Source organism: Halobacillus sp. AWM4_238 (assembly GCF_056158265.1).
The window spans coordinates 1,293,865-1,318,348 of record NZ_JBSWSY010000002.1 but is presented as its reverse complement, the minus strand read 5'-3'; the positions used below and the strand labels follow the sequence as shown (position 1 = coordinate 1,318,348).

29 protein-coding genes and 1 riboswitch are annotated in these 24,484 nt (G+C 45.8%); of the genes, 15 read left to right on the top strand and 14 right to left on the bottom strand.

Features of this window, described 5'->3' with window-relative positions; all coding sequences use genetic code 11:
* Positions 1-24: 24 nt before the first annotated feature.
* The gene (locus ACXACN_RS06715) at positions 25-537 is read right to left on the bottom strand and encodes a peroxiredoxin family protein (RefSeq protein ID WP_474963268.1); all 513 of its coding nucleotides are present in this window, start codon (positions 535-537) and stop codon (positions 25-27) included.
* Between the two features lie 215 nt (positions 538-752).
* On the opposite strand from ACXACN_RS06715, the gene ACXACN_RS06710 reads away from it, so the two are divergent.
* The 9 genes from ACXACN_RS06710 to ACXACN_RS06670 all read left to right on the top strand — a co-directional run bounded on the left by ACXACN_RS06710 (position 753) and on the right by ACXACN_RS06670 (position 6,221).
* Entirely contained in the window at positions 753-1,163 is a 411-nt protein-coding gene (locus ACXACN_RS06710) for a cytidine deaminase (RefSeq protein WP_474966821.1), read from the top strand.
* Complete coding sequence (locus ACXACN_RS06705; RefSeq protein ID WP_474963266.1) at positions 1,160-1,675, top strand: hypothetical protein; 516 nt, start codon at positions 1,160-1,162, stop codon at positions 1,673-1,675. The genes ACXACN_RS06710 and ACXACN_RS06705 overlap by 4 nt, the downstream gene beginning before the upstream one ends.
* Before the next feature lie 562 nt (positions 1,676-2,237).
* Positions 2,238-2,609: a hypothetical protein gene (locus ACXACN_RS06700; protein WP_474963265.1), complete on the top strand. Its 372-nt coding sequence runs from the start codon at positions 2,238-2,240 to the stop codon at positions 2,607-2,609.
* Positions 2,610-2,640: 31 nt separating this feature from the next.
* Complete coding sequence (locus ACXACN_RS06695; RefSeq protein WP_474963263.1) at positions 2,641-3,048, top strand: hypothetical protein; 408 nt, start codon at positions 2,641-2,643, stop codon at positions 3,046-3,048.
* Between the two features lie 2 nt (positions 3,049-3,050).
* On the top strand, positions 3,051-3,389 hold the full coding sequence (locus ACXACN_RS06690; RefSeq protein WP_474963261.1) for a hypothetical protein: 339 nt from the start codon (positions 3,051-3,053) through the stop codon (positions 3,387-3,389).
* A gap of 14 nt (positions 3,390-3,403) precedes the next feature.
* Positions 3,404-4,153, top strand: coding sequence for an SDR family NAD(P)-dependent oxidoreductase (locus ACXACN_RS06685; RefSeq protein WP_474963260.1), 750 nt, complete (start codon positions 3,404-3,406; stop codon positions 4,151-4,153).
* 17 nt (positions 4,154-4,170) lie between these two features.
* Positions 4,171-5,112 carry a hypothetical protein gene (locus ACXACN_RS06680; protein ID WP_474963259.1) on the top strand — a complete coding sequence of 314 codons (942 nt, stop codon included), beginning with the start codon at positions 4,171-4,173 and terminating at the stop codon, positions 5,110-5,112.
* A gap of 43 nt (positions 5,113-5,155) precedes the next feature.
* Positions 5,156-5,629: a GNAT family N-acetyltransferase gene (locus ACXACN_RS06675; RefSeq protein WP_474963258.1), complete on the top strand. Its 474-nt coding sequence runs from the start codon at positions 5,156-5,158 to the stop codon at positions 5,627-5,629.
* Positions 5,630-5,729: 100 nt separating this feature from the next.
* Entirely contained in the window at positions 5,730-6,221 is a 492-nt protein-coding gene (locus ACXACN_RS06670; protein ID WP_474966819.1) for a GNAT family N-acetyltransferase, read from the top strand.
* A gap of 568 nt (positions 6,222-6,789) precedes the next feature.
* Here ACXACN_RS06670 and ACXACN_RS06665 read toward each other — a convergent pair.
* The gene (locus ACXACN_RS06665; protein WP_474963256.1) at positions 6,790-7,329 is read right to left on the bottom strand and encodes a hypothetical protein; all 540 of its coding nucleotides are present in this window, start codon (positions 7,327-7,329) and stop codon (positions 6,790-6,792) included.
* Positions 7,330-7,582: 253 nt separating this feature from the next.
* On the opposite strand from ACXACN_RS06665, the gene ACXACN_RS06660 reads away from it, so the two are divergent.
* Positions 7,583-7,939: an ASCH domain-containing protein gene (locus ACXACN_RS06660; protein WP_474963254.1), complete on the top strand. Its 357-nt coding sequence runs from the start codon at positions 7,583-7,585 to the stop codon at positions 7,937-7,939.
* A gap of 41 nt (positions 7,940-7,980) precedes the next feature.
* On the opposite strand, the gene ACXACN_RS06655 is transcribed toward ACXACN_RS06660, so the two are convergent.
* Complete coding sequence (locus tag ACXACN_RS06655) at positions 7,981-9,753, bottom strand: ABC transporter substrate-binding protein (protein WP_474963253.1); 1,773 nt, start codon at positions 9,751-9,753, stop codon at positions 7,981-7,983.
* Positions 9,754-9,850: 97 nt separating this feature from the next.
* On the opposite strand from ACXACN_RS06655, the gene ACXACN_RS06650 reads away from it, so the two are divergent.
* Both ACXACN_RS06650 and ACXACN_RS06645 read left to right on the top strand, forming a co-directional pair.
* On the top strand, positions 9,851-11,116 hold the full coding sequence (locus ACXACN_RS06650; protein WP_474963251.1) for an MDR family MFS transporter: 1,266 nt from the start codon (positions 9,851-9,853) through the stop codon (positions 11,114-11,116).
* A gap of 129 nt (positions 11,117-11,245) precedes the next feature.
* Positions 11,246-11,776 carry a hypothetical protein gene (locus ACXACN_RS06645; RefSeq protein ID WP_474963249.1) on the top strand — a complete coding sequence of 177 codons (531 nt, stop codon included), beginning with the start codon at positions 11,246-11,248 and terminating at the stop codon, positions 11,774-11,776.
* Between the two features lie 66 nt (positions 11,777-11,842).
* On the opposite strand, the gene ACXACN_RS06640 is transcribed toward ACXACN_RS06645, so the two are convergent.
* The 6 genes from ACXACN_RS06640 to ACXACN_RS06615 all read right to left on the bottom strand — a co-directional run bounded on the left by ACXACN_RS06640 (position 11,843) and on the right by ACXACN_RS06615 (position 16,668).
* Positions 11,843-12,622, bottom strand: a complete 780-nt coding sequence (locus ACXACN_RS06640; protein WP_474963247.1) for an energy-coupling factor transporter transmembrane component T family protein — start codon at positions 12,620-12,622, stop codon at positions 11,843-11,845.
* Positions 12,609-14,234 carry an ABC transporter ATP-binding protein gene (locus tag ACXACN_RS06635; protein WP_474963245.1) on the bottom strand — a complete coding sequence of 542 codons (1,626 nt, stop codon included), beginning with the start codon at positions 14,232-14,234 and terminating at the stop codon, positions 12,609-12,611. Before ACXACN_RS06635 ends, ACXACN_RS06640 begins: the two co-directional genes overlap by 14 nt.
* The gene (locus ACXACN_RS06630) at positions 14,231-14,809 is read right to left on the bottom strand and encodes an ECF transporter S component (protein ID WP_474963243.1); all 579 of its coding nucleotides are present in this window, start codon (positions 14,807-14,809) and stop codon (positions 14,231-14,233) included. Before ACXACN_RS06630 ends, ACXACN_RS06635 begins: the two co-directional genes overlap by 4 nt.
* Positions 14,806-15,411 carry a YkoF family thiamine/hydroxymethylpyrimidine-binding protein gene (locus tag ACXACN_RS06625; RefSeq protein ID WP_474963241.1) on the bottom strand — a complete coding sequence of 202 codons (606 nt, stop codon included), beginning with the start codon at positions 15,409-15,411 and terminating at the stop codon, positions 14,806-14,808. Before ACXACN_RS06625 ends, ACXACN_RS06630 begins: the two co-directional genes overlap by 4 nt.
* A 93-nt stretch (positions 15,412-15,504) precedes the next feature.
* Positions 15,505-15,608: riboswitch (TPP riboswitch) on the bottom strand.
* A 117-nt stretch (positions 15,609-15,725) separates the two neighbouring features.
* Positions 15,726-15,956 carry a hypothetical protein gene (locus ACXACN_RS06620; RefSeq protein WP_474963240.1) on the bottom strand — a complete coding sequence of 77 codons (231 nt, stop codon included), beginning with the start codon at positions 15,954-15,956 and terminating at the stop codon, positions 15,726-15,728.
* 190 nt (positions 15,957-16,146) lie between these two features.
* Positions 16,147-16,668, bottom strand: coding sequence for a DUF420 domain-containing protein (locus tag ACXACN_RS06615; RefSeq protein WP_474963239.1), 522 nt, complete (start codon positions 16,666-16,668; stop codon positions 16,147-16,149).
* Positions 16,669-16,950: 282 nt separating this feature from the next.
* On the opposite strand from ACXACN_RS06615, the gene ACXACN_RS06610 reads away from it, so the two are divergent.
* On the top strand, positions 16,951-17,376 hold the full coding sequence (locus ACXACN_RS06610) for an RDD family protein (RefSeq protein WP_474963237.1): 426 nt from the start codon (positions 16,951-16,953) through the stop codon (positions 17,374-17,376).
* Positions 17,377-17,382: 6 nt separating this feature from the next.
* Here ACXACN_RS06610 and ACXACN_RS06605 read toward each other — a convergent pair whose 3' ends face one another.
* Positions 17,383-17,679 (bottom strand): hypothetical protein, encoded by a 297-nt coding sequence (locus ACXACN_RS06605; RefSeq protein ID WP_474963236.1) that lies wholly within the window; start codon positions 17,677-17,679, stop codon positions 17,383-17,385.
* A 275-nt stretch (positions 17,680-17,954) separates the two neighbouring features.
* Here ACXACN_RS06605 and ACXACN_RS06600 point away from each other — a divergent pair, with 275 nt between their 5' ends.
* Both ACXACN_RS06600 and ACXACN_RS06595 read left to right on the top strand, forming a co-directional pair.
* Positions 17,955-18,614 (top strand): carboxymuconolactone decarboxylase family protein, encoded by a 660-nt coding sequence (locus tag ACXACN_RS06600; protein WP_474963234.1) that lies wholly within the window; start codon positions 17,955-17,957, stop codon positions 18,612-18,614.
* Positions 18,615-18,842: 228 nt separating this feature from the next.
* On the top strand, positions 18,843-20,201 hold the full coding sequence (locus tag ACXACN_RS06595; protein ID WP_474963233.1) for a glucoamylase family protein: 1,359 nt from the start codon (positions 18,843-18,845) through the stop codon (positions 20,199-20,201).
* A gap of 42 nt (positions 20,202-20,243) precedes the next feature.
* Here ACXACN_RS06595 and ACXACN_RS06590 read toward each other — a convergent pair whose 3' ends face one another.
* From ACXACN_RS06590 to ACXACN_RS06575, 4 genes are all read right to left on the bottom strand, one after another.
* Positions 20,244-21,233 carry a LacI family DNA-binding transcriptional regulator gene (locus tag ACXACN_RS06590; protein WP_474963232.1) on the bottom strand — a complete coding sequence of 330 codons (990 nt, stop codon included), beginning with the start codon at positions 21,231-21,233 and terminating at the stop codon, positions 20,244-20,246.
* 61 nt (positions 21,234-21,294) lie between these two features.
* Positions 21,295-22,125, bottom strand: coding sequence for a carbohydrate ABC transporter permease (locus tag ACXACN_RS06585; RefSeq protein WP_474963230.1), 831 nt, complete (start codon positions 22,123-22,125; stop codon positions 21,295-21,297).
* A 21-nt stretch (positions 22,126-22,146) separates the two neighbouring features.
* Entirely contained in the window at positions 22,147-23,028 is an 882-nt protein-coding gene (locus ACXACN_RS06580) for a carbohydrate ABC transporter permease (protein WP_474963229.1), read from the bottom strand.
* A 78-nt stretch (positions 23,029-23,106) separates the two neighbouring features.
* A complete protein-coding gene (locus ACXACN_RS06575; RefSeq protein WP_474963227.1) occupies positions 23,107-24,339 on the bottom strand; it encodes a sugar ABC transporter substrate-binding protein in 1,233 nt (410 codons plus the stop codon).
* Positions 24,340-24,484: the final 145 nt, after the last annotated feature.

Sequence of the window (24,484 nt, the reverse complement as noted above, 5' to 3'; positions counted from 1 at the left end):
GGCAGGTTGTCTACCCTATGATCGCTAGGAAGCACTGTTTCTGGTTTGTGGCTGGCCTTTGAGATGATGGACTGTCTGCATGAGATCATTCGCACAAGGTCTGCCGAAGGGGCCGGTCTGTTTTTGTTGATAAAGCAACCTTCCGGTGTGATCGATCAGGAAGTAGGCAGGTTCTCCGAAAGTGGTGAGGTTTTCACCGTATTCTGTAAAAACTCCAAAAGCTTCGACAATGGAGAGAAATTCATCCGCTAAGATAGGAAATGTGAGGTTCTCCTTCTGGGCCATCCACTTCAATTCCTTCGCGTTTTCTGCGGCAATCGCCATGACCGTCACGTTCTCGTTCGTAAACGTTGTGAGATGGTTTTCAATTTCTTTCAGGGCACGTAAGCATTCTGGTGACCAGGATCCTCGGAAGAAAACAATCAAGTGCCAGCACTCGTTATGATTCTCCTGATGAGTTTCTAATAGAAACGGTTCTCCGTCGACGCCGTGCAAAATAAAGTTCGGAACGTGCTCCCCAAGCCTCAACTCAGACATAGCTGTTCCTCCTTTCCTGAAGATTCTTCTTCAAGACCATCCATTTGATCAATGCTACCTTATGACTCCATTATACCTTTTTAGAGCAAAGAAGAACGGCCTTTTGCATTAGGTTAACCAAATTTTAAGATTATTATAATAATGGGGCGAATGCTGATGAAACTTTTTCCCATTCGCAGCCGTATAAAATGATAGACGGTCAAGGGAAGAGGAGGATCAACATGGAAAAACAACAATTATATGAAGAAGCAGTCAAGCTGATCCAACATCGGTATCCGAGTGGATGGGGCGGTGCGGCAGCGATGAGGTTAGAGGATGGGACGATCCTTACAAGTGTGGCTCCGGATGTCATCAATGACGCTGTGAATCTGTGCATGGAAACGGGGGCGATCCTGGAAGCTCATAAAAGGAACCAACGAGTCACTCATTCGCTTTGCATCGCTCGTGACGATGAGAACGCCCCGTTTCAAGTGTTATCGCCGTGCGGGGTCTGTCAGGAGCGTTTGTTTTTCTGGGGAGATGATGTGGAAGTCGCTGTGACACATGAAGGGGAAGAGTTGATGTTCAAGACTCTGGCTCAGGTTCAGCCGTATCACTGGTCTAGAGCTTATGAGGATATAGAGTGAAACACCAGATCGGTGAAAAAGAGTCGTGGATGTTAAAGAGATGGACAGGTGAATCTGTTATTGCGATGCAGTCCGACTTCTTCAACATGTATTTGCATGAGTTCAAGAATGGATGTTTTTCGACAAGTGAAACACTGGTATTGATGAGTACACCGGAACGTTACCTTGTATTCGAACTGGAAGCGGATCACGGACCTGATTTTGAGGACGTTTATGAAATTACGATCAATGAAAAGCAAACACCAAACACGCTATCCTACGAGGTTATGTCAGGAGGGGCACACGCTACTCGGTCTTCAGGTTTAACGCTGTTCAGTACAATTGAGAGTATTGAGATCTATCAAAAGTGTTTAGAATCTTTTAGTTTCGACTATGCTTTAGTTTTTACTATGGGGAATGGGGAACGGTTCTGCCTGTCAGGAGACGGCCATGGTTTTTGGGTTAGTTTTAATCAAGATCGTATCACTGAAAAGGTTGCTGATTGTTCCATCCGTTTAAAGTTCGAAGCTTGAACGTTTATTCCAAAGAGGTTAGCCGAATACATAGAGGTGGGGAATGCTGATGATTGTTGCTCTTATTTTCATAGGATTGCTGATCGGACTCAGTCTCAAATACGGAGTGTTGTCGGTTGGTCGGGCAAAAGGTGGATTCAAAGGGATGGTGTCCCCTGACTCCTCTGTAATCACCTGCCACCATTGTGGCCATAAGATGAAAAGGGGAAAAAATCACACGGTCTGCTCCAAGTGTTATCACCCCCTGTAATCCGGGGACTTTTGTCGTTCTTGTTATCCAGCTTCTCGTTGAATTGCAAAGTTTAACTAATGTCATAGCTCGTCCATTATATACCCAGGTTTTCAACATTTATTAGCTACTTTTGCCGTTTTATTAGTAACTTCGCTTTTTTTCATTGAGAAGGTTGATCAAGGAAATCCATGATCCTGAAATTATTAACAATATATGACTAAAATCCCATGTCAGTATTTTCAATTTATTCCAATCGTGGTACGCTTGAATTATCAAAGCAACGGAGAGCGCTGCTGTAGTGTGCTCGATTTGGCAGAAAGGTGAGACATCGTGAAGAAATTACTTGTCGTTCTTTTACTCTTAGTCGTGGGTTGCAGTGTTGCAGGGAAAGACGTCAATGCGTTCGAAGGACATGTGACAGCAGTCAAAGTCGGTGGTCTCGAAGTGGATTGCTCATCGGCTGTGAAAAATGGAGAAGATGATGCTGAAACGGAAGAAGGATGGCCTTGCCTCGTTCTCGTTCCGAACGATACTCCGGTCCGAACGTTTGAAGGAGAGGACTTGGAAATGGGCGTGTTCCGAGATCGGGCGAGCGAGGAAGAACTTCTCAAAATCAAAGTGACGCTGAGAGAGAGTACGGAAATCACGGAAGATCCAGAAAGCAGGAAAGTGACGGCGAAGGAAATCACAGTTCTTGAGTGACTTGCATACATAGTGTTGAGGTGTTCGTATGATGAGATTATGGTTTTATTTAGGTGTTGCGGTACTACTCATTGCCTCTATGATGGGGCTGATGAGTATTCGTGGGGGGCTTGCAGATCTAGCTGAAACGGAATACGAGCTCCTGCCCCTTATGATTTTTGATATGTCTTTCCCCATCCTTTTCGGCATGTTGTTCGCTCTTCCATTCCTTTGGCGTAGATATAGGGGAAATCGGCTGAAAGGTTTTGTGTGGCAGGAGTTCATTGGTATCGGTTTGCCTAGCCTATTCATATCGGTATCGCATTGGTTGGTCTATTCGAACTTCCTGATGAACCCGGTCACGAAATTTTTTGCCATGCATGCGGTCAATGGTCCGATTCTTTTCGGTTTCATTTTCGGTTTTACCTTGATTCATAGTATTAGAAAAAGGGAAGGGTAGGAATGAAGGGATCCATTGCAGGAGTGCTCGTTGTCCTTATTCTTCTTGGCTGCTCTCCAGGTGCAGGTGAAGGAGGACGTTTGAATCTTCGACAAGTGCTCAGCAAAAATCCTGAGGCCGATTTTGTAGAATTGGAAAACGGAAGTGTCTATACCCATGGCGCAGATTGGGTAAATGATAAAGACCTCACAAAGGGTGAAAAAATCGCAGTCGTGGAAAAGGGGATGGCCAGTGATCTTCCTGTTGGCAGCATCCTCTATGAAACGAAAGAGATGCCAGCGATTTTGATTGCCGTGTATAATGGCAAGAAGAAGCGTTATCATCTGGCTGTGGGGGAATAAGAGGAGGAGAAACAATGGCTATGGAAGAGAAAGTCGCCCTTGTGACAGGGGCATCCAAAGGACTGGGAAAGGGCATAGCCCAAAATCTTGCAGCCTCTGGTTTGACCGTAATCGTGAACTATCACCGGGACCAAGCCTCGGCAGATGAGGTTGTCGATTCGATTCGTGCCCAAGGTGGACAAGCCTTTGCCATTCAGGCTGATGTGACGAATGAGGAAGAAGTGGATCGCCTTGTGAGCGAAGCGGAAAACCAAGCCGGCCGTCCGGTCTCGGTTGTTGTCAACAATGCGACAGGTCCGCAACCGGAATTGTCCCTCGAAGACGTGAGCTGGGATGACTATCTCAATCAATTGTTGTTTACGACAAAAGCTCCATTGCTGCTGACGAAAGCCGTCATTCCTTCTATGAAAGAAGAAAAATGGGGCAGGATCATCAACATCGGCAGTGAAGTCGTCGAGCTCGGAAATGCTCATTTTTCCAATTATGTCACCGCGAAGTCAGCGGTAGTTGGCATGACACGCTCATGGGCCAACGAACTTGGGGAACATGGCATTACCGTAAATGCCGTCCATCCTGGGTTTATCCCGGTGGAACGTCATGGTGAGGTTACAGAAGAGACGAAAGAATCTTATCTGAAGGATGTTCCTGTGAAAAGAATGGGCGAGCCTGAGGATATTGCGAACACTGTCCGCTTCTTATGCAGTGAGGACGCAGGATTCATTACAGGTCAGAACATCAGCGTCAATGGAGGGAAAACATTTTAGAAGGGTGTGTGATTGGGATGAGGATGGGTAAAGAGACGATGACACGCACGAGTAAATGGATCAAAAGGAACGCACGACCATTGGAAGCGGCCCGTTGGCATGCTTTGATGGAGGGCGGTTTGAAAAGTGATGTCATCCATTACATAAGGGCCTTCCAGAACGAGGACGGAGGCTTCGGACATGGGATCGAACCGGACTTTTGGAATCCTGCCTCTTCGCCGATGGCAACATGGGCGGCCGGTCAGTATTTGATCGAATTGGATGTTGCTTCTAAAGAACGCGTCGTCCTCGATATGATGGCTTACCTCTTAAAGTCGTATGATCCAGAGACAGGGATGTGGCCATCGGTCCTTCCTGAAAACAACGATCACCCGCATGCTCCGTGGTGGCAATGGAAAGAGGGCATCCAACAAAATTGGATGTTCAATCCCGGTGCGGAACTCGCAGGTTTTCTCATTCACTGGTCGTATGAAGGCAGTGAAGCCGCAAACGTCGGCTGGGCCAGTGTAGAAAAAGCCGTCTCCTATTTGATGGAACTTGATTTGATGGACTTTCACGAAGTCAACTGTTTCCAGCATCTGATGGATGTTCTTTTCCGTCATAAGGACAAAGTTTCAACCCACACTCCTTACACATTCGAAGAAGTGAATGCGAAAACGGTCCTGCTTGCTGAAAGATGCATCGACAAAGACACGCAGAACTGGGGAAGCAGCTACAAGCCACTCCCGCTCGATCTCATCCACTCGCCGAAACATATCCTTGCAGAAAAGCACCCGCAGCTGCTGAAGGATAACCTTGATTTCTATTTGGAAACGATGGATGAAGATGGCGTATGGGATCTGACATGGGATTGGGGAGATGGATCCGAAGCCTTTGCCGTCAGTAAAAGACAGTGGCAGGGAATTTTGGCCGTGGATCGGTATCAGAAATTGAAAGCCTTTGACCGTCTGCCGGAATGACAGACGTTCAATCTTCAGAGGGGCTTTTTTAAGGAGAAAAGAAATGAAGATCATAGACTTGAACCACCTATCCACCGATAAAAAGGTGGATTTTTTTCATACGCATTGGGGTGGAACACAGATGGTCATCTCAAGCGGGGTGTACGACTGCCCGGAGCTTGAAGGCTATGCATGGCTTGAAGATGATGAGATCCAAGGGCTGATTACTTATATGAAAAAGGAGAGGGTATGTGAAATCATCTCTCTCGATAGTTTGATAGAAAACAAAGGCATCGGGAGCAGGCTCATTCAGGTGGTGGAAGAAGAAGCAGGAAAGCTTGGATGTCGTACACTGCATGTGATTACGACGAATGATAACTTAAGAGCCATCGCTTTTTACCAAAGAAGAGGGTTTCGCATTCATGAAATCTATCCTGATGCCGTCCAACGAGCTCGGGAGATCAAGCCGGAAATTCCGATGACCGGTAATCACGGTATCCCAATTGTAGATGAACTTTTATTGAAAAAGGAGATTTGATGGGAGGTTTATAAGAGGCTTTCCGTCATAGTCTTTCAACTTCGTAACGTTAGGAAGAGGAGGCGCTTGTGTGCATACATTGAAAATAGTTGAACCTACCATGGAATTAGAAGAATCCTACCTCCGCTTTTATGAGGAATGGAAAGGTAGTGGAGAACCACTGATCCCATGGGTGATTGGAAAAGATCCTTCCGACTTTCAAGCCATGGTCCAGTTTTTACATAACCACGCAAATGGAATCAACTTACCTGAAGGATTCGTACCAGACTCGACCTATTGGCTGATCGATCAAGAGAACGAGCTCATAGGTGCTGTCAATATCCGCCATGCCCTGACGGAACCGCTGCGAAATGCCGGCGGTCACATCGGCTATGGCATCCGCCCGTCAGAACGCAGGAAAGGGTATGCGACAGAATTGCTGCGTTTGTCACTGTTGAAATCCAGGGAGCTGAGCATTACGAATGCGCTTGTCGTCTGCGATGAAGTCAACATGGGATCGATGAAGACCATTTTGAACAATGGCGGTGTGGAAGACGAAGATTTCGTTGAGGAAGATGGGAATGTCGTCAAAAGGTATTGGATTGAGACGTGAAATCAGTCGGTAGTTAAGGGTGATTGATGTCGAAGGTTTGGAGAAGGAGAAGTTGACGAATTGATGTAATTGTAAATAAGGAAACACTTGATACCCTTATATTATCTAAATTCTCCATTAAAATGGGGAGATTTAGAGTTGAAACAAGAAGTTTTATACTTATATGGAGGACATAAGTATATGGAGAATAGATTTATTTTAATCGTTGTTTTATTTTTTGTTTTAGGTTCTGCAACGGTAAGTAGTATACATTCGCTTAGCCACACTTTTAAGTCATTTTTTTATGGTATAGCTTTGACTATTCTGATTGTAATAGGATTAGTAAGGTTATATAGACATTTAAAATAAGCTAACTCCTGATTGATTCTTTAACTATCATTAGTTCATTAAGGCAAAAAACAAAAAAGAACTTTTACTTATATGGAAGTACTTTTTCTCTGTACATTACAACATTAAACATCAACAGAGTCTCAATAATAAAGAGGTAAATGCCTAAAAAGGAACTCCCAGCATGCATGGGAGTTCCTTTTACAACTGTCTAAGAAAATGCCTATATGAGCTCCGAATGTTAACGAATGTATTCGACTGATTTTGATGGCAGGTAATCAAAATGATCTTCAGGATTTTCTCTCATTTCAGTAAAGTGAATCCAGTACTTCACTTCCACAGAATAGTCATCCGTCAGTTCCTGGGTCAGTTGAATAAGCTTGGCATGTTCTCCTAAAACTTTTACTCCTTTTACGTCCGGATCATCCTCGAGTACAACAGTCACAAAAGGAGCGTTCTCATCTTCGCCTGCATAACCGAAAGAGGCCGTATTTCCGATGGCTTGTTCACCCATCAACCACTGGATGGAATCAGGGGTATGCTTAAGAAGGGCTATGCTTAAGCCATTCAGTTGAGAATGCATGAAAACATAAAAATAATCCTCTTTTATCTCGTAATCTATGATATTTTCCGGAGGGAAGAAGTCATTTTGTTTCAACACGTCAATGATCTGATCTTCCAATGATTTGTTGTTTTCATCAGAAGTGGCATCTACATTTTCGTCATTCGAACAACCGGCAATAAAGAGCAATACGACAGCAGTCATGATAAATTTCTTCAACCTACATCCTCCCTTTTGAATGTGCAAAAAATGGAAATGGCATCCAATAGTCATTCCTTTCCCCTAAATGATTTAGGTCTAACCGCCCATTTGGGAATAGTGGATGATTAGCGTATAATCTCCTCACCTACAGGTGGAAGAAAGAAGGAATCATTTCTAGATAGGGAAACCGACGGATCAGGTGCAGTCCATGAAGTCTTGAAAACAATCATAGAATTCTTCGGTACGTACATAGGAAAAAGGAGTTGGGAAAATGAAAGGTTTAGTAGTGAAAGAACCATGGATCGATCTGATATTAAGTGGCGTAAAGACATGGGAAATCCGTGGGACGAACACGAAGCAGCGAGGAACCATCGCCTTGATTAAGAGTGGAAGTGGGCATGTCTTCGGAACAGTGGAAGTCTCGGATAGCATAGAATTGACCACAGATGAGTATGAGAAAAACACACATTTGCATGGCATCCCAGAAGAGGATTGTCAGCACATGCCATCCAAGCGTACCTATGCCTGGGTGCTTTCAAATCCAGTCCTTTATGAAAAACCAGTTCCCTATACTCATCCTCGTGGCGCGGTCATTTGGGTCGACTTGGATAAATCGATGTCTACATGACAATAAAGCTCATCTCTACCCAGGAGGGATGGGCTTTTCGATTATCTTGGAATCCATATTTTTGAAAAGTCGAAGTGGCCGAACGATTGAAACCGGACGTCCTGGATCATTGGGTGGAACGTGCGCACTTTGACAGGGTGGTATTGGAAAATCAACAAATGCTGTTTCCGTATGTACGTTTCGATCTCATCCATGACTCTTTCACGTCCTTCAGCCGTAGCCTCACGTTTGAAAACCTCCAGTCGATTATGGATCCACTGCAATCCCCAGTGCGGGAAAAACCGACGGAAGAATAAGTTCTTATTATAAAAGGCTCCTAAAAAAGAGAGGTGGGGATCGAGCGATGATACTTCCCCCATGAAGATCAAATCGACGTCTTTGTCCATCTCTTCTGTATAGAAGTTGGAGAAGTTGAAAGGGTGGCATTCGATTTGGAGGCCATATTCCGCTGCTTCTTTCTCCAGCCACTCCGCTTCTTTCACAGCACTTGGGAATTCAAGGTGAAACAGCTTTAAGGTTTCTCCTTTATAGCCGGACTTCTTCAAGAGCTCTGGGATCCTTTCGCTTTGTTTCTCCAAGTGGAAGGACCGTTTCGGAACGAAGCTGCTGGCTTCCACGTAGTGATCCGAACCAGGCGAATCGGCTATTTCCATATCGTCACCCAAACGGCGCCAACCGAACGAAGCGGCCATCTCTTGGATATCGAGAAGATGATAAATCGCTTCCCGGAAATGAGGGTCCTGTACGATGTTCTCTTTATGAAAATTGAAGGTAAGGAAACGGAATCCGGTTTCGACTTCATGTTTTTGTACAGGATTTGCGTCTTCTCCGTCTTCTACTGTGAAATTGATGATCTTAGCTGCTTCCTGGGAAACTTTGAAAAATTGCACCTCATCAAGGAGTGGACGTTCTTTGAAATAGCCATCGAAAGCGGCGAGTACGAGCTTGTGCTCTGTGCGCTCCTTCAAATAAAACGGACCTGTCCCGATCCACTCGTATTCATCGAAGGGCGTACCCGTTGGCAGGATACACAAGTTCGATGCTGCCATATACCTCGGGAAAAATGGATTCGGTTCGTCCAGTACGATGATGACTTTATAACGGCTCGGACACTGGATACTCCGGATCCCATCTGTCAGCCATGAAGTGGACGACTCTGTGTTCATCGCTCTTGTTAAGGTGGACTGGACATCTTCACTCGTCAGCTCTTCGTCATTATGGAAGCGGACCCCTTTTCGTAAATGGAAGGTCCAGGTCTGTGACGATTCGTCTGCGTCTACATGATGGGCAATGTGGGGGAGCACTTCATCAGTTTCGGCATCATACTTGAGCAGCGGATCCCCGAGCTGTTCGATCAAATGAGATTCGAACGTGATGGAAACTTCCAAAGGGTCGAGCGTCGTCAGCGGCCGAGCGATGAAAGAATGAAGGATGTCTTTCGGATTTCCCTGCTCTCTGTAGCTGAACATCTTGCGAATATCATAGGACACCTTGGCGATCCAGGACTTCGGGATGGGCAGGCGCAGGAGGTGGGCGGCTTCATCCAGCTCGTCCCGCTCTACACAAGCGGTGACGAAATCTTCCACTTCCTTTTGGAACGACTGCGGGAACCGGAGCGTGGACGGTTTGCCGCGCCCTCTGCCGGGTATGTAAGAAAGCTTTCCGCTGCTTTCCAAGTCTTTTAGTATTCGTTTTGCATTTTTTTGTGAGCAGTACCAAATGTTTTCAAGCTCCTGCAATTTGAAAACGATCGTTTGCGCTTCTTCCCGCTCATATAAATGGGCCCGCAATGTAAAGTAGCGTTCGACCTGCATGGGATGACCTCCTAAAAGGGGACAGATTTTTCTAAATTGTACCCTTTTTACCCCTTTTTGGAAAGACCATAATAGAGGGAACGAAGGAGGAGGTACCATGTTCAAAGAATTGCACCCGAACATCCGGATTCGTATTTATACATCTTTCCTAAGCCGGGTCGTAGGAGCGGCTGTGTTTCCTTTTATGGCCATCTATTTTACAAAAGAAATCAATGCGACGGTCGCAGGCATTCTCTTGCTGATCCAAGTCGGGGCCCAGTTCCTGACAGGCCTCTATGGCGGGTACTTGGCGGATATCATTGGCAGGAAACGCTTGATGGTAACAGGGGAAGTGCTGAAACTTGTGGCCTTCATCGGCATGTTCTTCGCAAACTCGCCTTGGTTCCAATCGGCGTGGGTGACGTTTTTCATGCTGCTGCTCGTCGGAATAGCTGGAGGACTGGTGAATCCGGCCGCTGAAGCGATGCTCATCGATGTCAGCACAAAAGACTCACGGGCGTTTATGTATGCGATCAACTACTGGGCGATCAACATGTCGATGATGATCGGACTCATGATCGGCGGCTGGTTTTTCGAGCGGAACCTCTTCGAGTTGATCGCCGTCCTCTTAGGCATCAGCTTGCTGACACTCTGGATGACGAGTACGAAAATCACGGATACATACGTAGTAAGTGAAGAAAAAGTGAGAGATGGGTACGGGCTTAAGCCAGTATTGAAAAATTACAGCCTCGTCATGAAAGACATCCCGTTTCTGGCTTTTACCATTGGCGGCATCGCCATCCTGGGCATCGAATTCCAGCGCAACAATTTCATCTCGGTTCGTTTGGAACAGGACATCGCTTCCAACATGATGGATCTCTTCGGTCTGATTTCTTTTGAACTGGACGGCATCCGGCTGCTCAGTCTGCTGACGGTCGCGAACACATTGTTCATCGTGCTGTTCACATCGCTTTTCTCTAAATGGATCAAAGGGAAGAGAGAAGAACCGATCATGTATGCCGGTTTCGCCTTATTCGGGCTCGGTTATGCGTTCCTTGCCTTCAGTAACCACATCCCGGGGCTGTTTATCGCTGTCATCGTCCTATCCATCGGAGAACTGATGTATGTCCCTACGAGGCAGTCGATCCTTGCTGAAATCGTCGATGATACAAGGCGGGGCGCTTACATGGCCTTCAACGGACTCGTTTTTCAGTTCGGGAAAATCCTCGGAGCCTTGGGTATCATTGTCGGCCATGTGATCGGTGGGTACGGAATGGCGGTATTATATGCCGGGCTAGTATTTGTAGGCATCCACTTTTCCCGGATGGCCATTATAAGAAGGAAACATCCAGAGGAAATGGTGTATGAGGTGAGTGGTTCTTGATGAAAGAAGACAGGAGAAGGTGAGTCTCTCCTGTCTTTTTTGGTACATGGGAATATTTTGAAACGGATGACCTGGCTCTTTCGTATGGAAGGATTAAGAAGAAGTGGCGAATGAGGAGGAAATTGACTCATGAAAAACTATTTGAAACCAGTTTTGTTGGTAGTTATTTTCTTAATAGTTGCAGGGTGCACAAATACAGAGGACACAGGGATCGAAGCAGAAGAATCTGAAAGTGAGCAAAACATTCAGACCGTTCTGCAACATATGTTCACAGGTCCCACCGAGGAGCAGGAGAAGGTCATCAACAGCTATGATGGAGGCATCCAAAAGTTAGCCAAGACGTTAAGTGATTATAACATGGAACATTTCGCACCCTATATGAGTGAACGTTTTTTCGAAGATTATATTGTAAATGCCAATATGGGGTTATGGTTCGTGCGTTTAGCGCACCCAGACTATAAAGTGAAAGTCGATGATATAGAGATAGAAGAAAAAGACAACTATTACACCTTCACTGTCAACTTGTCCTATACGAATAACCTAACCAAAGAAACGAACACGATGGTTGTAAAAGGGAACGCACAAACGAATGAGGACGATCACGTCACAAGTATCCAATACAGTAGTGATTTGGAAGATATACGTAGCGCCTTAGAATGAGAAAAAAAGCGTAGGAAAACCGCCCCTGATGGTAACGGGGGCGGTTTTCTATAGCATTTCCTCTTTTTAAAGCTGTCCATCATACCAGGAAAAATATCCGAGATAGATGGAGACGGCAATCGTCGCTCCGAGCATTCCGAACATCATCACGGGAAAAAGCCAGTCCTTCCGGTGCACTTTCATCGGCCGGTAAAACGTGCGCTCTTTCTCCCCAGTGAAGCCTTTCGATTCCATCGCAATCGCTGTCCGCTCCGCTTTCCGGATCGCACCAGCCAGGAGCGGAATGGCAAACCGTTGATACTGCAAGAGTCTTTCTTTCCACGAATCCGGTCGGTTGACGCCACGGATGCGATGCGCGGCACGGATTTGTTGGAACTCTGTCTTCAACATCGGCAAGAACCGGTAACCCGCCAACACCCCGTAAGCGATTTTCGGGGGAAGCTTCAACTGTTGGATCAAACTCAAGATGAAATGGACCATGTTTGTCGTGAACAGGAACAACAGCGACAGACTGGCGAACGCAAGGACCCTTAAGCCTAGAGATGCAGCGGTCCAAATGTCTTCGGAAGGGATATCCATCCCAAAGACCGTAAATGCATCGGCATCAACCGCCGGTTTGTCGGAAAAGACGATTGTCGTCCAAAACATCCCGAAGGCGAACAGCGTGAACGGCAGGAAGTAATACAGATAATACCTTTTCTTAAACGTTCCGAACACGAATGTGACAATGATCGTCCATACGATGTAGATCAAAGGCGTGACAGGATCGAACACGAAGGCCAACAGGAAGACCGCCCCGATGATCGTCAATGCCTTGACCGTTGGATTCAAGTCATGAAGAAACATAGTGACGCTCCTTCCGCTCGGCTAGGGCACGCTTCCACAGTTCTCTTGGAGGCAGCTCCAGGTGATGGTCAGACAAATCTGATCGTGACCAGAGTTTTTCCGGCTGACCGTCAAAGGTGATTTCGCCATCTTTCATGACAAGCACCCTTGTCGCATAGTTGTCCACGAGCTCCATATCATGCGTAATCATCACAACTGTCGTTCCATTTTCGTGCTTCTGTTTTAAGAGGGACATCAAGTCAGCGGTCGACTTTTCATCCTGTCCGAACGTCGGTTCATCGAGGAACAGTATTCGCTGGTCCTCGACGATCATCGTTGCAACACTCAACCGTCTTTTCTGTCCTTGACTTAGAAGGAAAGGATGCTGATTTGCGAGTCCTTCCAAACGGCAGAACGCTAACGTTTCTTCGACAATTTTGGTCCACTCATCTTCCTTCATCCCGGCATGACGGAGACTGAAGGCAACTTCGTCATAGACGCGATCGGTAATGAACTCGTGTTCCGGGTTTTGGAACACATAGCCGATCTCTGTTCGAAGGTCCTGTTCTTTCCATTTCTTCATGGGACGGCCATGCAGGGTAACGGTTCCTGTGCTCGATGACCCGATGCCTGCAAGGATTCTCGACAACGAAGACTTTCCACTCCCGTTTTCACCGACGATCGCAATCCATTCCCCTTCATGGATGGTGACATCGATGTTCCGCAAAATCGACTTCCAATGCACATCCTCTGCTTGCAACCATGCGTCACCCGTCTGTGCGGATGGGGCAGGGGCTTTGAATGTTTCTTTTGACGGCATTTCTTCGATGTGAAGCGGGTAGGGGGCAGGCCAGCCTTGTTCCAGAGCTGTCCTTGTCGCGTAAGGAAGCTGGATGCCCATCTCATGGATTTCACGAGCATACGTTTTCAAATGGTCGTGAAGCGGACCATCGTAGGCGAGCTTCCCATCTTCATCGATGACAAGAACTCGTTCCAACAAGTTCAACCAGCCGTCCAACTTATGCTCGATGACAAGCAGAGTGAATGAGAGTTCCTCTTTCAATGTTGTCAAAAGCTGAATGAATTCCTTCCTTGCGATCGGGTCCAGATTGGCTGTCGGTTCATCGAGGATCAAAACATCAGGCTCCATCGCGAGGATGCAGGCAAGGGCAACTTTCTGCTTCTGTCCCCCGGAGAGGGAGGAGATGTCCGCTGTTTTGTATTCTTCCATCCCGACCTGACGCAGGGCCTTGTCCACTTTTCCCACCATCGACGTATGAGGCGTATTCAAGTTTTCCAACCCGAAAGCCACTTCGTCTTCGACCGTGATCATGCAGAATTGCGTCTCAGGATCTTGGAAAACGACGCCGACGTTCTGCGCCATGGCCCCCGCACGGTAAGAATCTGTCCGTCTTCCTTTTACGAGAATCTCACCTTTCATGGAACCATCCAGTTCGCGTGGATAGAGTCCGTTCAAACTATGGGTGAGCGAGCTTTTCCCGGACCCACTCGGACCGAGGAGGAGGACGCTTTCTCCTTCTTCGATGGAAAAGTCGAGGCTTGACAGCACAGGTTCCTGTCTTTCCTCATAAAAGAGGGTGAGGCCTTCGACGCGTATCACTTCATGCTTCATGCGGCTCGCTTCCTTCGGTATTCTTTTCCTAACGCAAAGCTTGAAAGGACGCCGGTCTTCGCTAAGGCATCACTGAGCGCTTTTCCAGCGACACCTGAGATGAGCGCCCCACTGATGACGCGGGCGATGAACATGGCAACGACGTACCCTTTGCTGAGCGCTGCGAATCCTGAGAGGAAGTAGCCCCAGACGAAGCTGAACACGGCCGCCATCACACCGGCAAGCATGAGGGTGAACAGGTCATACCGCTTGTACCTCGTCATCGCGAAGGCGGATTCTGCCCCGAGCCCCTGGATCATCCCTGAAACAAGCAGCATCGGACCGACCGCATTGCCGAGCAGCACTTCGACCGCTGCGGCAATCGTTTCGGATAAAAACGCGGCGCCGGGTTTGCGGATGATATAGGCCGCAATGATCGAGACGATGAACCAGATGCCGAAGATGAGGTCATAGCCGATCGGTCCGAAGAAACCGACGAGGATTTTTCCGACCGGCAGGAACGCGAGATATACGACGGCGAAGACGACAGAAAGGACGGACATGACGACGATTTCTTTTAACTTCCAACTGTTCATGCGCGCTCATCCTTATGGGAAGGGCTGTTGGCCGAGACCGTCACGGTCATCACTGTATGAGAAGAACCGCTCGCTTCCGTCTCTCTGAATACATCCTCAAGTCCTGTGAAAATGTCGCGCGTATCTCCGTCCAGGCGGGTCGAGTAGTGAGCGGGCGTAACTTCGACGCCTTTTTCTTTCATCGCTTCGATCTGTCTGTAGATGGTGTCCATATAATCGCCGCCACCCATTGGGTAGAGGGAGAATTTTGCTGCGATCCGCTGTTCGATTTCTTTGGACTGCGGCTTGTTCAAGCGTTCCTCTGATTCATCCATAGGCACGTCCCCGGACGAATCTCCCGGACAGCCGATGGAAAAGGTGCCTTGGAATGCGACATGCACACCCGTTTTCGCGATATGTAAAAGAATCGCTTCCGTAACATCGAAGACATGCTCCATCCGGCCACGAACCGTCGTCGTAACGTCATCCGTCTTCATCCACACTTTTGAGCTGTCCACTTCTTTCAAACTGTCCTTGATGTACTCCACGAATTGGTCTGACATCGGGTGGACCGAGAAGGAGCACCCCGCGATTCTTGACGTTCCACAATTGTTGTTATCCATTTCTATTCCTCCTTTTTTTGAGCACAAAAAAACTGCATCCGCCGGGAATGCAGTCTACCCATTCTAGTAAGGAAATTCTGAAAAAGGTCCTTGTGAATGACGACCGCACTTCCCCACGCTAGTATTATCTAGTTCGGGTTCCAAGGGTCGGAATCCATTCCTCTCAGCCGCTTCGTGCAGCTCCCCTAGTGCCTGATGCGTATGCAGTTGTTGTCCTTTGAATCCATCCTAGCGGAGAGTCGTAGATTTGTAAACCACCATTTTCGTAAAAAAACAGAAAGCTCCGGTCAACCGCAGTCGACCGGAGCGTAGGATCATGCTTTGGATAAACGCAGCTTCAATACGTTGTGATCTATGAAACAATCGAAATAAGGGACACGTTCATAGGGGTAATACGAGACGGAGGTCGGCGTCGCTTCCATCAATCGATACAGGTCTTCCGTGGAGGTCACATCATCCAAAATCAATTGGACATCATCACCAGTCAACGAGGAGAACTTGGCAGCTGTGAAACCTTCATTTTTCATAAATTGGAGTAAGTCCATGATTGTCTCCTTAAATTTTGACCTAAATGGTATATTTTCCCCGGATAGGAAAAATGAAACGTGACGAGCAAAAAAATAAAGGAAAACCTTTTCAATGTCTATCTAACTATTATCTTACAATAATATCCTCCAATAAGAAAGGAAAGACTTTCGACAAAAAGACAGGCGCTTTGCCGCTTCTTGTCGTTCATCAATAATAAGGGGAGATCATCAAGTATACGATGACGCCCGTCAAACTGACATACAGCCAAAGCGGCATTGTCCATCTCGCAATCTTCCTGTGCTTATCCACCTTCATCGCAAGCCCGCGGAACAACGTGAGCAGGGCGAGGGGAACGATGAGCGCCGCCAGTACGATATGGGTGATCAAAATGAAATAATAGATCGTCGCAACGATTCCTTCACCGCCGAAGGACGTCGACTCCGCCATCGAATGGTACGTCAAGTACGAAATGAGGAAAAGAGCCGTCGATGTGAACGCCGCGAAAATGAAGCGCTTGTGCCACTTTACATTTTTCCTGATGATCATGAACAACGCAGCCAACAGGAACACAAACGTAAAGGAATTGAGGACCGCATTCAAGAGGGGCAGGAGCTTGATGTTGAATCCGAGATCCCCATCGATTTTCGGTAAGAACAATAAGGCCACAACGATCAGGTTGATAGCGATGGAAAGTCCCACGACCCATGGGACGTAATTGAATTTCTTCATGGTATCGATCCTTTCATAATAACTTTATAGAATCCTAATCCAGTATAAAGAAAGTGAGGGGAGAATGCTATGACAGAAAACGCACAATTTGTCGAAGGAGCACATTCCGATTGAAATTTAGTGTGAAACAGGACATAAAAAGGGCTTCGAAAGCTGAAAAAAGGATAGTCATTGAAAAAGAGATGGGGCAAAAGCTCCATCTCTTTTCCTTCGTTCTGGGTGAATGGGCAAACCGATGACTACAAAAACCCATAGAATACAACACAGAAAGGAGGGACACTTATGTCCGAAAGAAACTTGTTCCTCAGATTCATAGGCACAGGACTTGAACTCTTAGTATCCGGCTTCCTCGCGATCCTCTATACAGCAACACAGGACACAGGGCGCGGCTTCGATCCCAACCCCGTCTTTTGGAAAGCCTTCATCATCATCCATGTCGCACTGCTCCTTCTGATCCCGCTGCTTGCGAAAGGGAGGACAATCGGCATGCTCCTGACGAATCTCACCATCCACTCCAATTCAGGCAAGCCGCCGAACTTCCTCCAGACCTTCCTGCGTGCCGTCTTAGGATTCGGTCCGGTCATCCTTACCCAGGGCATGTGGTACTGGGTATCATTCATCAGCGGGTTGATGGACTCGAAGGGAAGAGGGTGGGGGGAACTCATCTCTTACACGACGGTAAAAAGAAAAGAGCCCCCACTGGAGTGAAGGGGCTCAGGCAACCGCTGCTTTCCGGTGCCGGAACAGGCTTGCACTTATAAAAATGAATGTGATCAACACGAGGATCCACATCGCATCCCTGTAAGTAGAAAAGGATAGGGGTTGGATCCAGTCATGATAAAGTTCGATCGCGAGCCAGCCGATGGGGAAGACCGGTGCGGCGCTTGCGTAAGAAGCATTCAGGGCAGCCTTTCCTTCCTCCGTTTTTCCTTTTTTGCCCCAAGTAAAGCGTAAAAGGTAAACGAGCGCTATTAAAAAGATCGGGGTTAAAATAAGTCCTACAAACATCATAGTTGTTCCACCTTCCTTGCATTTTAGTTAATGATTTGATCTAAGTACTCATCCTGAGGATCACTTTGTCCAACATTTTTTTCGTTTCCGATGAAGTAGCCCGCTAAGGCAAGTTATCTTCTCTATTCTATACGTTTAGGAAAGAATAAGGTTTCAGCGCTGAGCACTCTTTTTCATAAGAAGACAGAAAATTCCCTCTCTTCATTTACGAAGCAAACTTGAAATGGTAAAATTTATCATAATAATGAACGAATGAAAACAAAGGAGAGAGGACTATGGGAAACGATCTACTCTATGCAAAATCATATTTTGAGAGGCTGCCGGAACTTGGGGATTTGGCACCAGAAGCGTTCAAAGCTTTCGTAGCGTTCGATAAAAAAGCGCTCGCCCCAGGAAAGCTGAATGGAAAATTAAAAGAATTGATGGCTGTAGCTGTTGCTCATGTGACAGGATGCCCGTATTGTATCGATGTGCATGTGAAAAATGTGAAGAAACAGGAAGCAACAAAAGAAGAAGTTTCAGAAGCAATCCTTGTAGCAACAGCGCTAAAAGCTGGGTCATCAATCGCACACAGTGTGAATGCGTTGAATACATACGATGAAAAAGGCGACGATGCCTTATACAAAGCCTCTTACTTCAGCCGTCTTAAAGAACTCTCCAACCTTAGTGAAGGTGCGTTTCATACTTTTGTCGATTTTGATCAACAATCCATGAAAGAGGGAGCGATTTCCGCTAAAGATAAAGAGCTCATTGCCGTAGCGGTCGCCCATACGACAGGTTGTCCTTACTGCATCGATGTGCATACGAAAGGCGCGAAACAGCAGGGAGCTTCTAAAGAGGAAGTGGCCGAAGCGATTTTTGTTGCCACGGCATTAAAAGCAGGGTCGGCTATTGCTCACAGTGTGAATGCGCTAAATTCTTATGACGATGAATAAGAGAATGATGAATGAGTAAATAAACGTTTCCTGAGGCGATTCCTTGACTAAGGGATCGCCTTTTTTACATCTTAGCAAGTTTCCTGTTAGAAAAATTAACCATTACTTTATTCCTGGTAACTATCTGAAATTTACGACAATTAATACTATTATCGCATTTACCAATGGGTCATAGTTTTGTACACTTTAATCGAAACGTTTCACCAAACTTTGAAAGGAAGTGTTTTTTTGAAAAAGAAGGTGGCTCTTTTATTTTTGGCACTCATTCTGATCATGAGTGTAACCGTACCAACAACTTCTCTGGCTAAGCAGGCACCGAAAGGTAAAGAGGTTGCTTTATCCAAACAATTGGAAGCGATTTCAAAGAAAACGTACCGGTATTTTGAAGATTTTACAGTGGAAGAAACAGGACTCACTTATGATGCTGTCAGATATGATGAAAACGGGGAGATGACGGCGCAGAAACACACTTCACCAACCAACATTGGAATCTATATGATGAGCACGATTGCTGCAGAAGAAGCGGGGCACATTTCACGTGATTCAGCCGTTGATAATATCAAGACGACTCTAACAACACTTGAAGAAATGGAAAAATGGAATGGTCTGTTTTATAACTGGTACAATACATCAGATGGGTCTCTCTATACGGACTGGGGGGAGTTCATTTCAACGGTAGACAACGGCTGGTTGTCTGCGGGTTTGATCGTCGTCGGACAAGCGTACCCGGAGCTCTATGATCAGTCCAACGAAATCGTACAGGATATGGATTATTCCACGCTCTATACGCCTGAAGTAGGGCAGATGAGAGGCGGGTATGATGTCGCCGCAGAAAGCTACACGTCCCACCACTATGGAGCATTCTACACGGAACCTCGTGTGGCCAGCTACATCGCGATCGGTAAGGGGGATGTTCCAAAAGAACACTGGTGGAAGATGTACCGCACGATGCCTGACAGTTGGGATTGGCAAGCCCAGAAGCCTGAAGGATATATGACGACGTATGATGGTGTGGACGTGTTTGAAGGCCACTATTCTTACAACGGCAAAAAGTACGTACCAAGCTGGGGCGGAAGCATGTTTGAAGCTCTCATGCCACCTCTTGTATTAAAAGAAAAAGAACTAGGTAAAGATGCACTAGGACTGAACAATCAACGACATGCTGACATACAAATCGAATATGCCAAAGAGGAAGGATACGCAGCCTGGGGAATGTCTCCTGCCGCTACGCCTGAGGATTATTCTGAATTCGCCGCTACACCGCTTGGCATGGATGGGTATAAGTCAGATGGTACGGTAACCCCTCACGCTACATTCCTAGCACTTGAATATGCACCTATGGAAGTATTCGAAAACATCCAGCAATTGAAACGTTTCGATACTTATAGTAAGTATGGCTTCTTAGATTCCGTCAATGTAGAAACAGGGGAAGTAACCAACGCTTATCTCGCTCTCGACCAGGGCATGACGATGGTTTCAATCATCAATTATCTCAAGGATGGGGTAATCAGAGATTATTTCCATGAATCAGACATTGGTCACGGTCCTGAAGATCTATTGATCAAAGAAGAATTCTCCATTAAATAATAAATAACCCGGTGACTCTCAAGAGAGAATCACCGGGTTATTTTATTTGCTTTTTACAGAAGAGCGTTTTACAAACTCTGTGGAAAGATCAAACGACTGATCCACCTGCTCTCCTGCGAGCATTTGAAAAATGGTATGGACCGCTAAAGCTCCTGCTTCATACTTGGGTTGCTTGACGGTCGTCAAAGGCGGGTTTACATACTCAGATAACTGGATGTCATCAAACCCGACGACAGAAACGTCATCCGGGATCGCAATGCCTTTTTCTGAGAAAGCCTGAAGGCCACCGATGGCCATCTCATCATTGGCATAAAACACAGCATCTGGCAATTGCTGCTGGGCAATAAGCATCTTTGTCGCCCGGTAACCACCTTCACGAGTGAAATTGCCACTTATTTTAAAGCGAGATTGAAAAGGGATGTCATAGTCTTTCAAGGCATCTGAAAATCCTTTGAACCGTTCCTTGTTGTCGTGGGAATCGTTGGGACCACTGATGTACCCGATGGATCGATGTCCATTCTCAATCAAATGCTTTGTGGCTTGATAGGCTCCATGGCGGTTATCGACTTTCACATGGATAGCAAACGGGTTATTTACTTCACGATCCAACACAATGATCGGGAAGTCTTCACGTGCTGATTCCTCAATTAACTGGGTACTTATATTATTGGCGAGTATAATCGCTCCATCCACTCGCTTCTCCCGAAGGAATTTCGTGGCGGTTGATCGGTCGTCTCCTAAAGAGCTACAGGCGATCAAATCATATTGATGGCTTGCCGTTACTTCCTGAACCCCTTTAATCAATTCAGAATAGTATGGACCTGACATATCGCTTAAGATTAAGGCGATGGTATTTGTTCTGGTTCGCTTCAGATCGGAAGCGAACCCGTTTTTTTGATAATTCAACTCTCTAGCGGCTTTAAGCACTTTTTCGATTGTCGATGCACTCACTTTTTGATTGCCATTCAACGCATAGGAAGCTGTCGAAAGAGCTACCCCTGCTCGCTTAGCCACATCTTTTATTGTAGCCATATTAAGTCCTCCATCTGTCTATTCATATATTTTATTATAACAGTTATCTAAAACATCCTGTTTATTTGATACCTGACATGGTAAAACCTTCCACAATGTATTTCTGGAAAAACGAAAAGATAATGATTATTGGTACCACCATGAAAGCAGCCCCTGCCATTTGGAGGGCAAAATTATTCGCATACTGCCCCTGCAGTAAAGAGAGGCCGACGGATAAGGTGTAAAGACTTTCATCATTGGCGATGATCAACGGCCAGAGGAAGCTGTTCCACCCTGCGATAAAGGTTAAAATCCCCTGCACAGCGAAAATCGGTTTCGCAATAGGCATGACCAGCTTGAAAAAGATATAGAATTCCCCAGCGCCATCCAGCCTTGCCGCTTCAATCAAGTCATCGGGGATCGTCGTCATGAACTGCCGGAATAAAAAGATGCTGAAGGCGACAGCTAATCCCGGTAAGATAATACCTGTCATCGTGTTCGTTAGACCCATCGCATTCAACAAGAGATACACAGGGATCATGGTGACTTGACCAGGGATCATCATCGTTGCTAATACGATATAAAAAACCTTTTCCCGGCCTTTGAAATCATATTTAGCGAAGCCATAACCGGCCATCGCGTTGAACAATAACCCTAAGAAAGAGAAGAGTACAATAACCAGGGTATTTCTTAGATACACGGCAAAATTCATATTGGTGAACAGGTTGATGTAATTATCAAGTGTCGGGTTATCAGGGATGATGGTGGGAGGGATGGACAACACTTCACTTTCAGGTTTGAAAGAGCTTGAGATCATCCATATGAATGGAATTGAAACGAGTATTCCTCCCGTTACCATAATCAAGATGACAAGCGCTTGTTCCCACTTGTTTTTCTTAGTCGCTCGTGCCATAACTTCTGGAACTCCCTTCTATTAATAATCTGTATCCGATTTTCTGAACTTGAATTGGAGCATCGTTACAACGATAATCATGGCAAATAGAACAAAGGATGCAGCGGCTGCATAGCCGAATTCACTGAATTGGAATCCTTCTTTGTAAATGAAGAGAGCAATGGAAATTGTTCCATCCAAAGGTCCGCCATCTGTCATGACAAACGGTTCCTCGAAGAATTGCATCCAGCCGATAAGGGTGGTAACGGTAACGAAAAAAGTGGCATATCGCAACAATGGTAACGTCACATGAAAAAGTACCTGTAAACGGTTCGCACCATCCATTTCGGCTGCTTCATAATACGATTTTGGAATTCCTTGCAACGCCGCGAGGAAAATAATCATATTAATTCCGATTCCTTTCCAAACCGCTAAGATAATCAGTGAGATTTTAGCGATGGTCGGTTCCTGCAACCACGGAATGTTTTCAACCGTAAGTAATGAGAGTAAATAATTAAATAAGCCGTATTCCGTATTGTATAAATATCCCCAAATCACGGCGACAGCAATAATATTCGTGATTGAAGGCATATAGTACACGGCCCTGAACATCGTGAAAAGTTTGCTTGTTCCGTAGTTCAGCAGCAAAGCAATGGACAAAGAACAGATAATTACTAAAGGAACACCAATGACTACATAAAAGATGGTGTTGAAAATGGATTTGATAAATTTATCGTCAGCGAATAAGGATTGATAATTTTCAAAACCGATGAATGAGACCGAAGACCAATCAGCCAGACCTTTCAAGTTCATATCCGTGAAACTGATGAAAAAGGCAATAAGAATCGGGATCAAACTGAATAGGGATAACAATAGAACAGCCGGAGATATGAACATGAAAGGGTGTCTATTTTTAAAATTCATGAAAACCCACCTACCTTGTCGTGACATGGATAAAAGAAGATGGAATGGGGGTTCCATTCCATCCTTCCATGTTATGTTTTATTCCTCGATCAAGCTTTGAGCTTCCTGATTGAACTCCTCAAGCTCTTTTTCTACATCAGCTCCACCTACAGTAATGCGTTCGATATGAGCCAGTAGTTCCTGTGCAATCCTTTCAAACTTTTCTGTTTGCAAACCAGGTTTTGTATTTTCCATCTGTTCCCCAAATGTTGCATACAACGGATTCTCCTGCATTACAGGATCTTCCCAGGCTTCTGTGCGAGAAGGGAGGGTATTGGACTCTTCCAACCAGCTTAACTGTGTATCCACGTCCGTCATATAGGAAATGAACTTCAACGCGCCTTCGACATTGTCGGAGCTTTCAAAAATAGATAAGTTGGCCCCACCCATGCTAGAAGTGTTCGTTTCTTTTGTAGGCATGACGGCTGTGGCCCATTTCCCTTCAAGGTCCGGAGCTTGGTCATTGATGATATTGATCATCCAAGGACCGCTGAAGAACATCGGTTTAGAACCATCTTTGAATGCTTCCACGATGTCTTTTCCTTCTTGTTTCTGGCTGATTCCCTCTTCAAAATAACTCGTATAGTATTGGATTGCTTCTTTAAATTCCGGAGAATCAAAATTCAATTTTCCTTCTTCAAGGTTCGCTTCATAACCATTCTGCCACGCGAAAATGAACGGAGTGATCTGATCATTGCGATCAATGTCAAGACCGTAGGAATCTTCCCCGCGGTCAGCTAACTTCTGAGCAGCATCCTTAAGTTCATCCCACGTTTTAGGCGCTTCTTCGTACCCAGCTTCTTTTAAAATATCTTTCCGGTAGTAAATAACCCGTGTATCTGCATACCAAGGAATTCCTACGACTTGGTCCTCATGTTCCATCGTCGTTACAGAACCATCGAAGAAATTTTCTTTTGCGAAATTAGGATAATCCTCCATATATTCCGATAAGTCCAGTAGTGCTCCTGCTTCTGCAAATTCCGGAACCCAAGTGGTGCCTAGTTGAACAACATCCGGTCCATTCCCTGAGGCTACAGCTGTCAACAATTTGTCATGAGCTGTATCCCATGGAATAGCTTGGACATCAACCGTCAGATCTTCATTCTTTTCCTCGAAATCTTTACTGAACTCCTTAAGTTTCTTACCTTCTTCTCCCATCGCCCACACTGTTACCGTATTTTCATCCCCTTTTGAGGATGAACTATCCGAGCATCCTGCCAACATCAATGAAGTCATAACAACAGCGACCAACAACCATAGTTTCCCTTTCACTAAAAGCACCCCTTTAAAAGTTTTAAGTTTATTGAAACGTTTCGATGACTGTATTATAATTTACTTTGTATCCGCTTTCAACTACTTATTTAATTTTTCAAATAAAAATAACTGAAGTTTACTTAATAGCATTTTATGGAGGTTG

Coding starts and splice junctions, on each gene's coding strand:
- ACXACN_RS06625 (WP_474963241.1), bottom strand. CDS start 15,411: ATGGATAACAACAATTGTGGAACGTCAAGAATCGCGGGGTGCTCCTTC.
- ACXACN_RS06605 (WP_474963236.1), bottom strand. CDS start 17,679: ATGATGTTTGTAGGACTTATTTTAACCCCGATCTTTTTAATAGCGCTC.
- ACXACN_RS06610 (WP_474963237.1), top strand. CDS start 16,951: ATGTCCGAAAGAAACTTGTTCCTCAGATTCATAGGCACAGGACTTGAA.
- ACXACN_RS06670 (WP_474966819.1), top strand. CDS start 5,730: ATGGAATTAGAAGAATCCTACCTCCGCTTTTATGAGGAATGGAAAGGT.
- ACXACN_RS06695 (WP_474963263.1), top strand. CDS start 2,641: ATGAGATTATGGTTTTATTTAGGTGTTGCGGTACTACTCATTGCCTCT.
- ACXACN_RS06615 (WP_474963239.1), bottom strand. CDS start 16,668: ATGAAGAAATTCAATTACGTCCCATGGGTCGTGGGACTTTCCATCGCT.
- ACXACN_RS06680 (WP_474963259.1), top strand. CDS start 4,171: ATGAGGATGGGTAAAGAGACGATGACACGCACGAGTAAATGGATCAAA.
- ACXACN_RS06650 (WP_474963251.1), top strand. CDS start 9,851: ATGTTCAAAGAATTGCACCCGAACATCCGGATTCGTATTTATACATCT.
- ACXACN_RS06640 (WP_474963247.1), bottom strand. CDS start 12,622: ATGTTTCTTCATGACTTGAATCCAACGGTCAAGGCATTGACGATCATC.
- ACXACN_RS06580 (WP_474963229.1), bottom strand. CDS start 23,028: ATGAATTTTAAAAATAGACACCCTTTCATGTTCATATCTCCGGCTGTT.
- ACXACN_RS06685 (WP_474963260.1), top strand. CDS start 3,404: ATGGCTATGGAAGAGAAAGTCGCCCTTGTGACAGGGGCATCCAAAGGA.
- ACXACN_RS06645 (WP_474963249.1), top strand. CDS start 11,246: ATGAAAAACTATTTGAAACCAGTTTTGTTGGTAGTTATTTTCTTAATA.
- ACXACN_RS06600 (WP_474963234.1), top strand. CDS start 17,955: ATGGGAAACGATCTACTCTATGCAAAATCATATTTTGAGAGGCTGCCG.
- ACXACN_RS06660 (WP_474963254.1), top strand. CDS start 7,583: ATGAAAGGTTTAGTAGTGAAAGAACCATGGATCGATCTGATATTAAGT.
- ACXACN_RS06590 (WP_474963232.1), bottom strand. CDS start 21,233: ATGGCTACAATAAAAGATGTGGCTAAGCGAGCAGGGGTAGCTCTTTCG.
- ACXACN_RS06630 (WP_474963243.1), bottom strand. CDS start 14,809: ATGAACAGTTGGAAGTTAAAAGAAATCGTCGTCATGTCCGTCCTTTCT.
- ACXACN_RS06715 (WP_474963268.1), bottom strand. CDS start 537: ATGTCTGAGTTGAGGCTTGGGGAGCACGTTCCGAACTTTATTTTGCAC.
- ACXACN_RS06585 (WP_474963230.1), bottom strand. CDS start 22,125: ATGGCACGAGCGACTAAGAAAAACAAGTGGGAACAAGCGCTTGTCATC.
- ACXACN_RS06635 (WP_474963245.1), bottom strand. CDS start 14,234: ATGAAGCATGAAGTGATACGCGTCGAAGGCCTCACCCTCTTTTATGAG.
- ACXACN_RS06675 (WP_474963258.1), top strand. CDS start 5,156: ATGAAGATCATAGACTTGAACCACCTATCCACCGATAAAAAGGTGGAT.
- ACXACN_RS06655 (WP_474963253.1), bottom strand. CDS start 9,753: ATGCAGGTCGAACGCTACTTTACATTGCGGGCCCATTTATATGAGCGG.
- ACXACN_RS06620 (WP_474963240.1), bottom strand. CDS start 15,956: ATGGACTTACTCCAATTTATGAAAAATGAAGGTTTCACAGCTGCCAAG.
- ACXACN_RS06690 (WP_474963261.1), top strand. CDS start 3,051: ATGAAGGGATCCATTGCAGGAGTGCTCGTTGTCCTTATTCTTCTTGGC.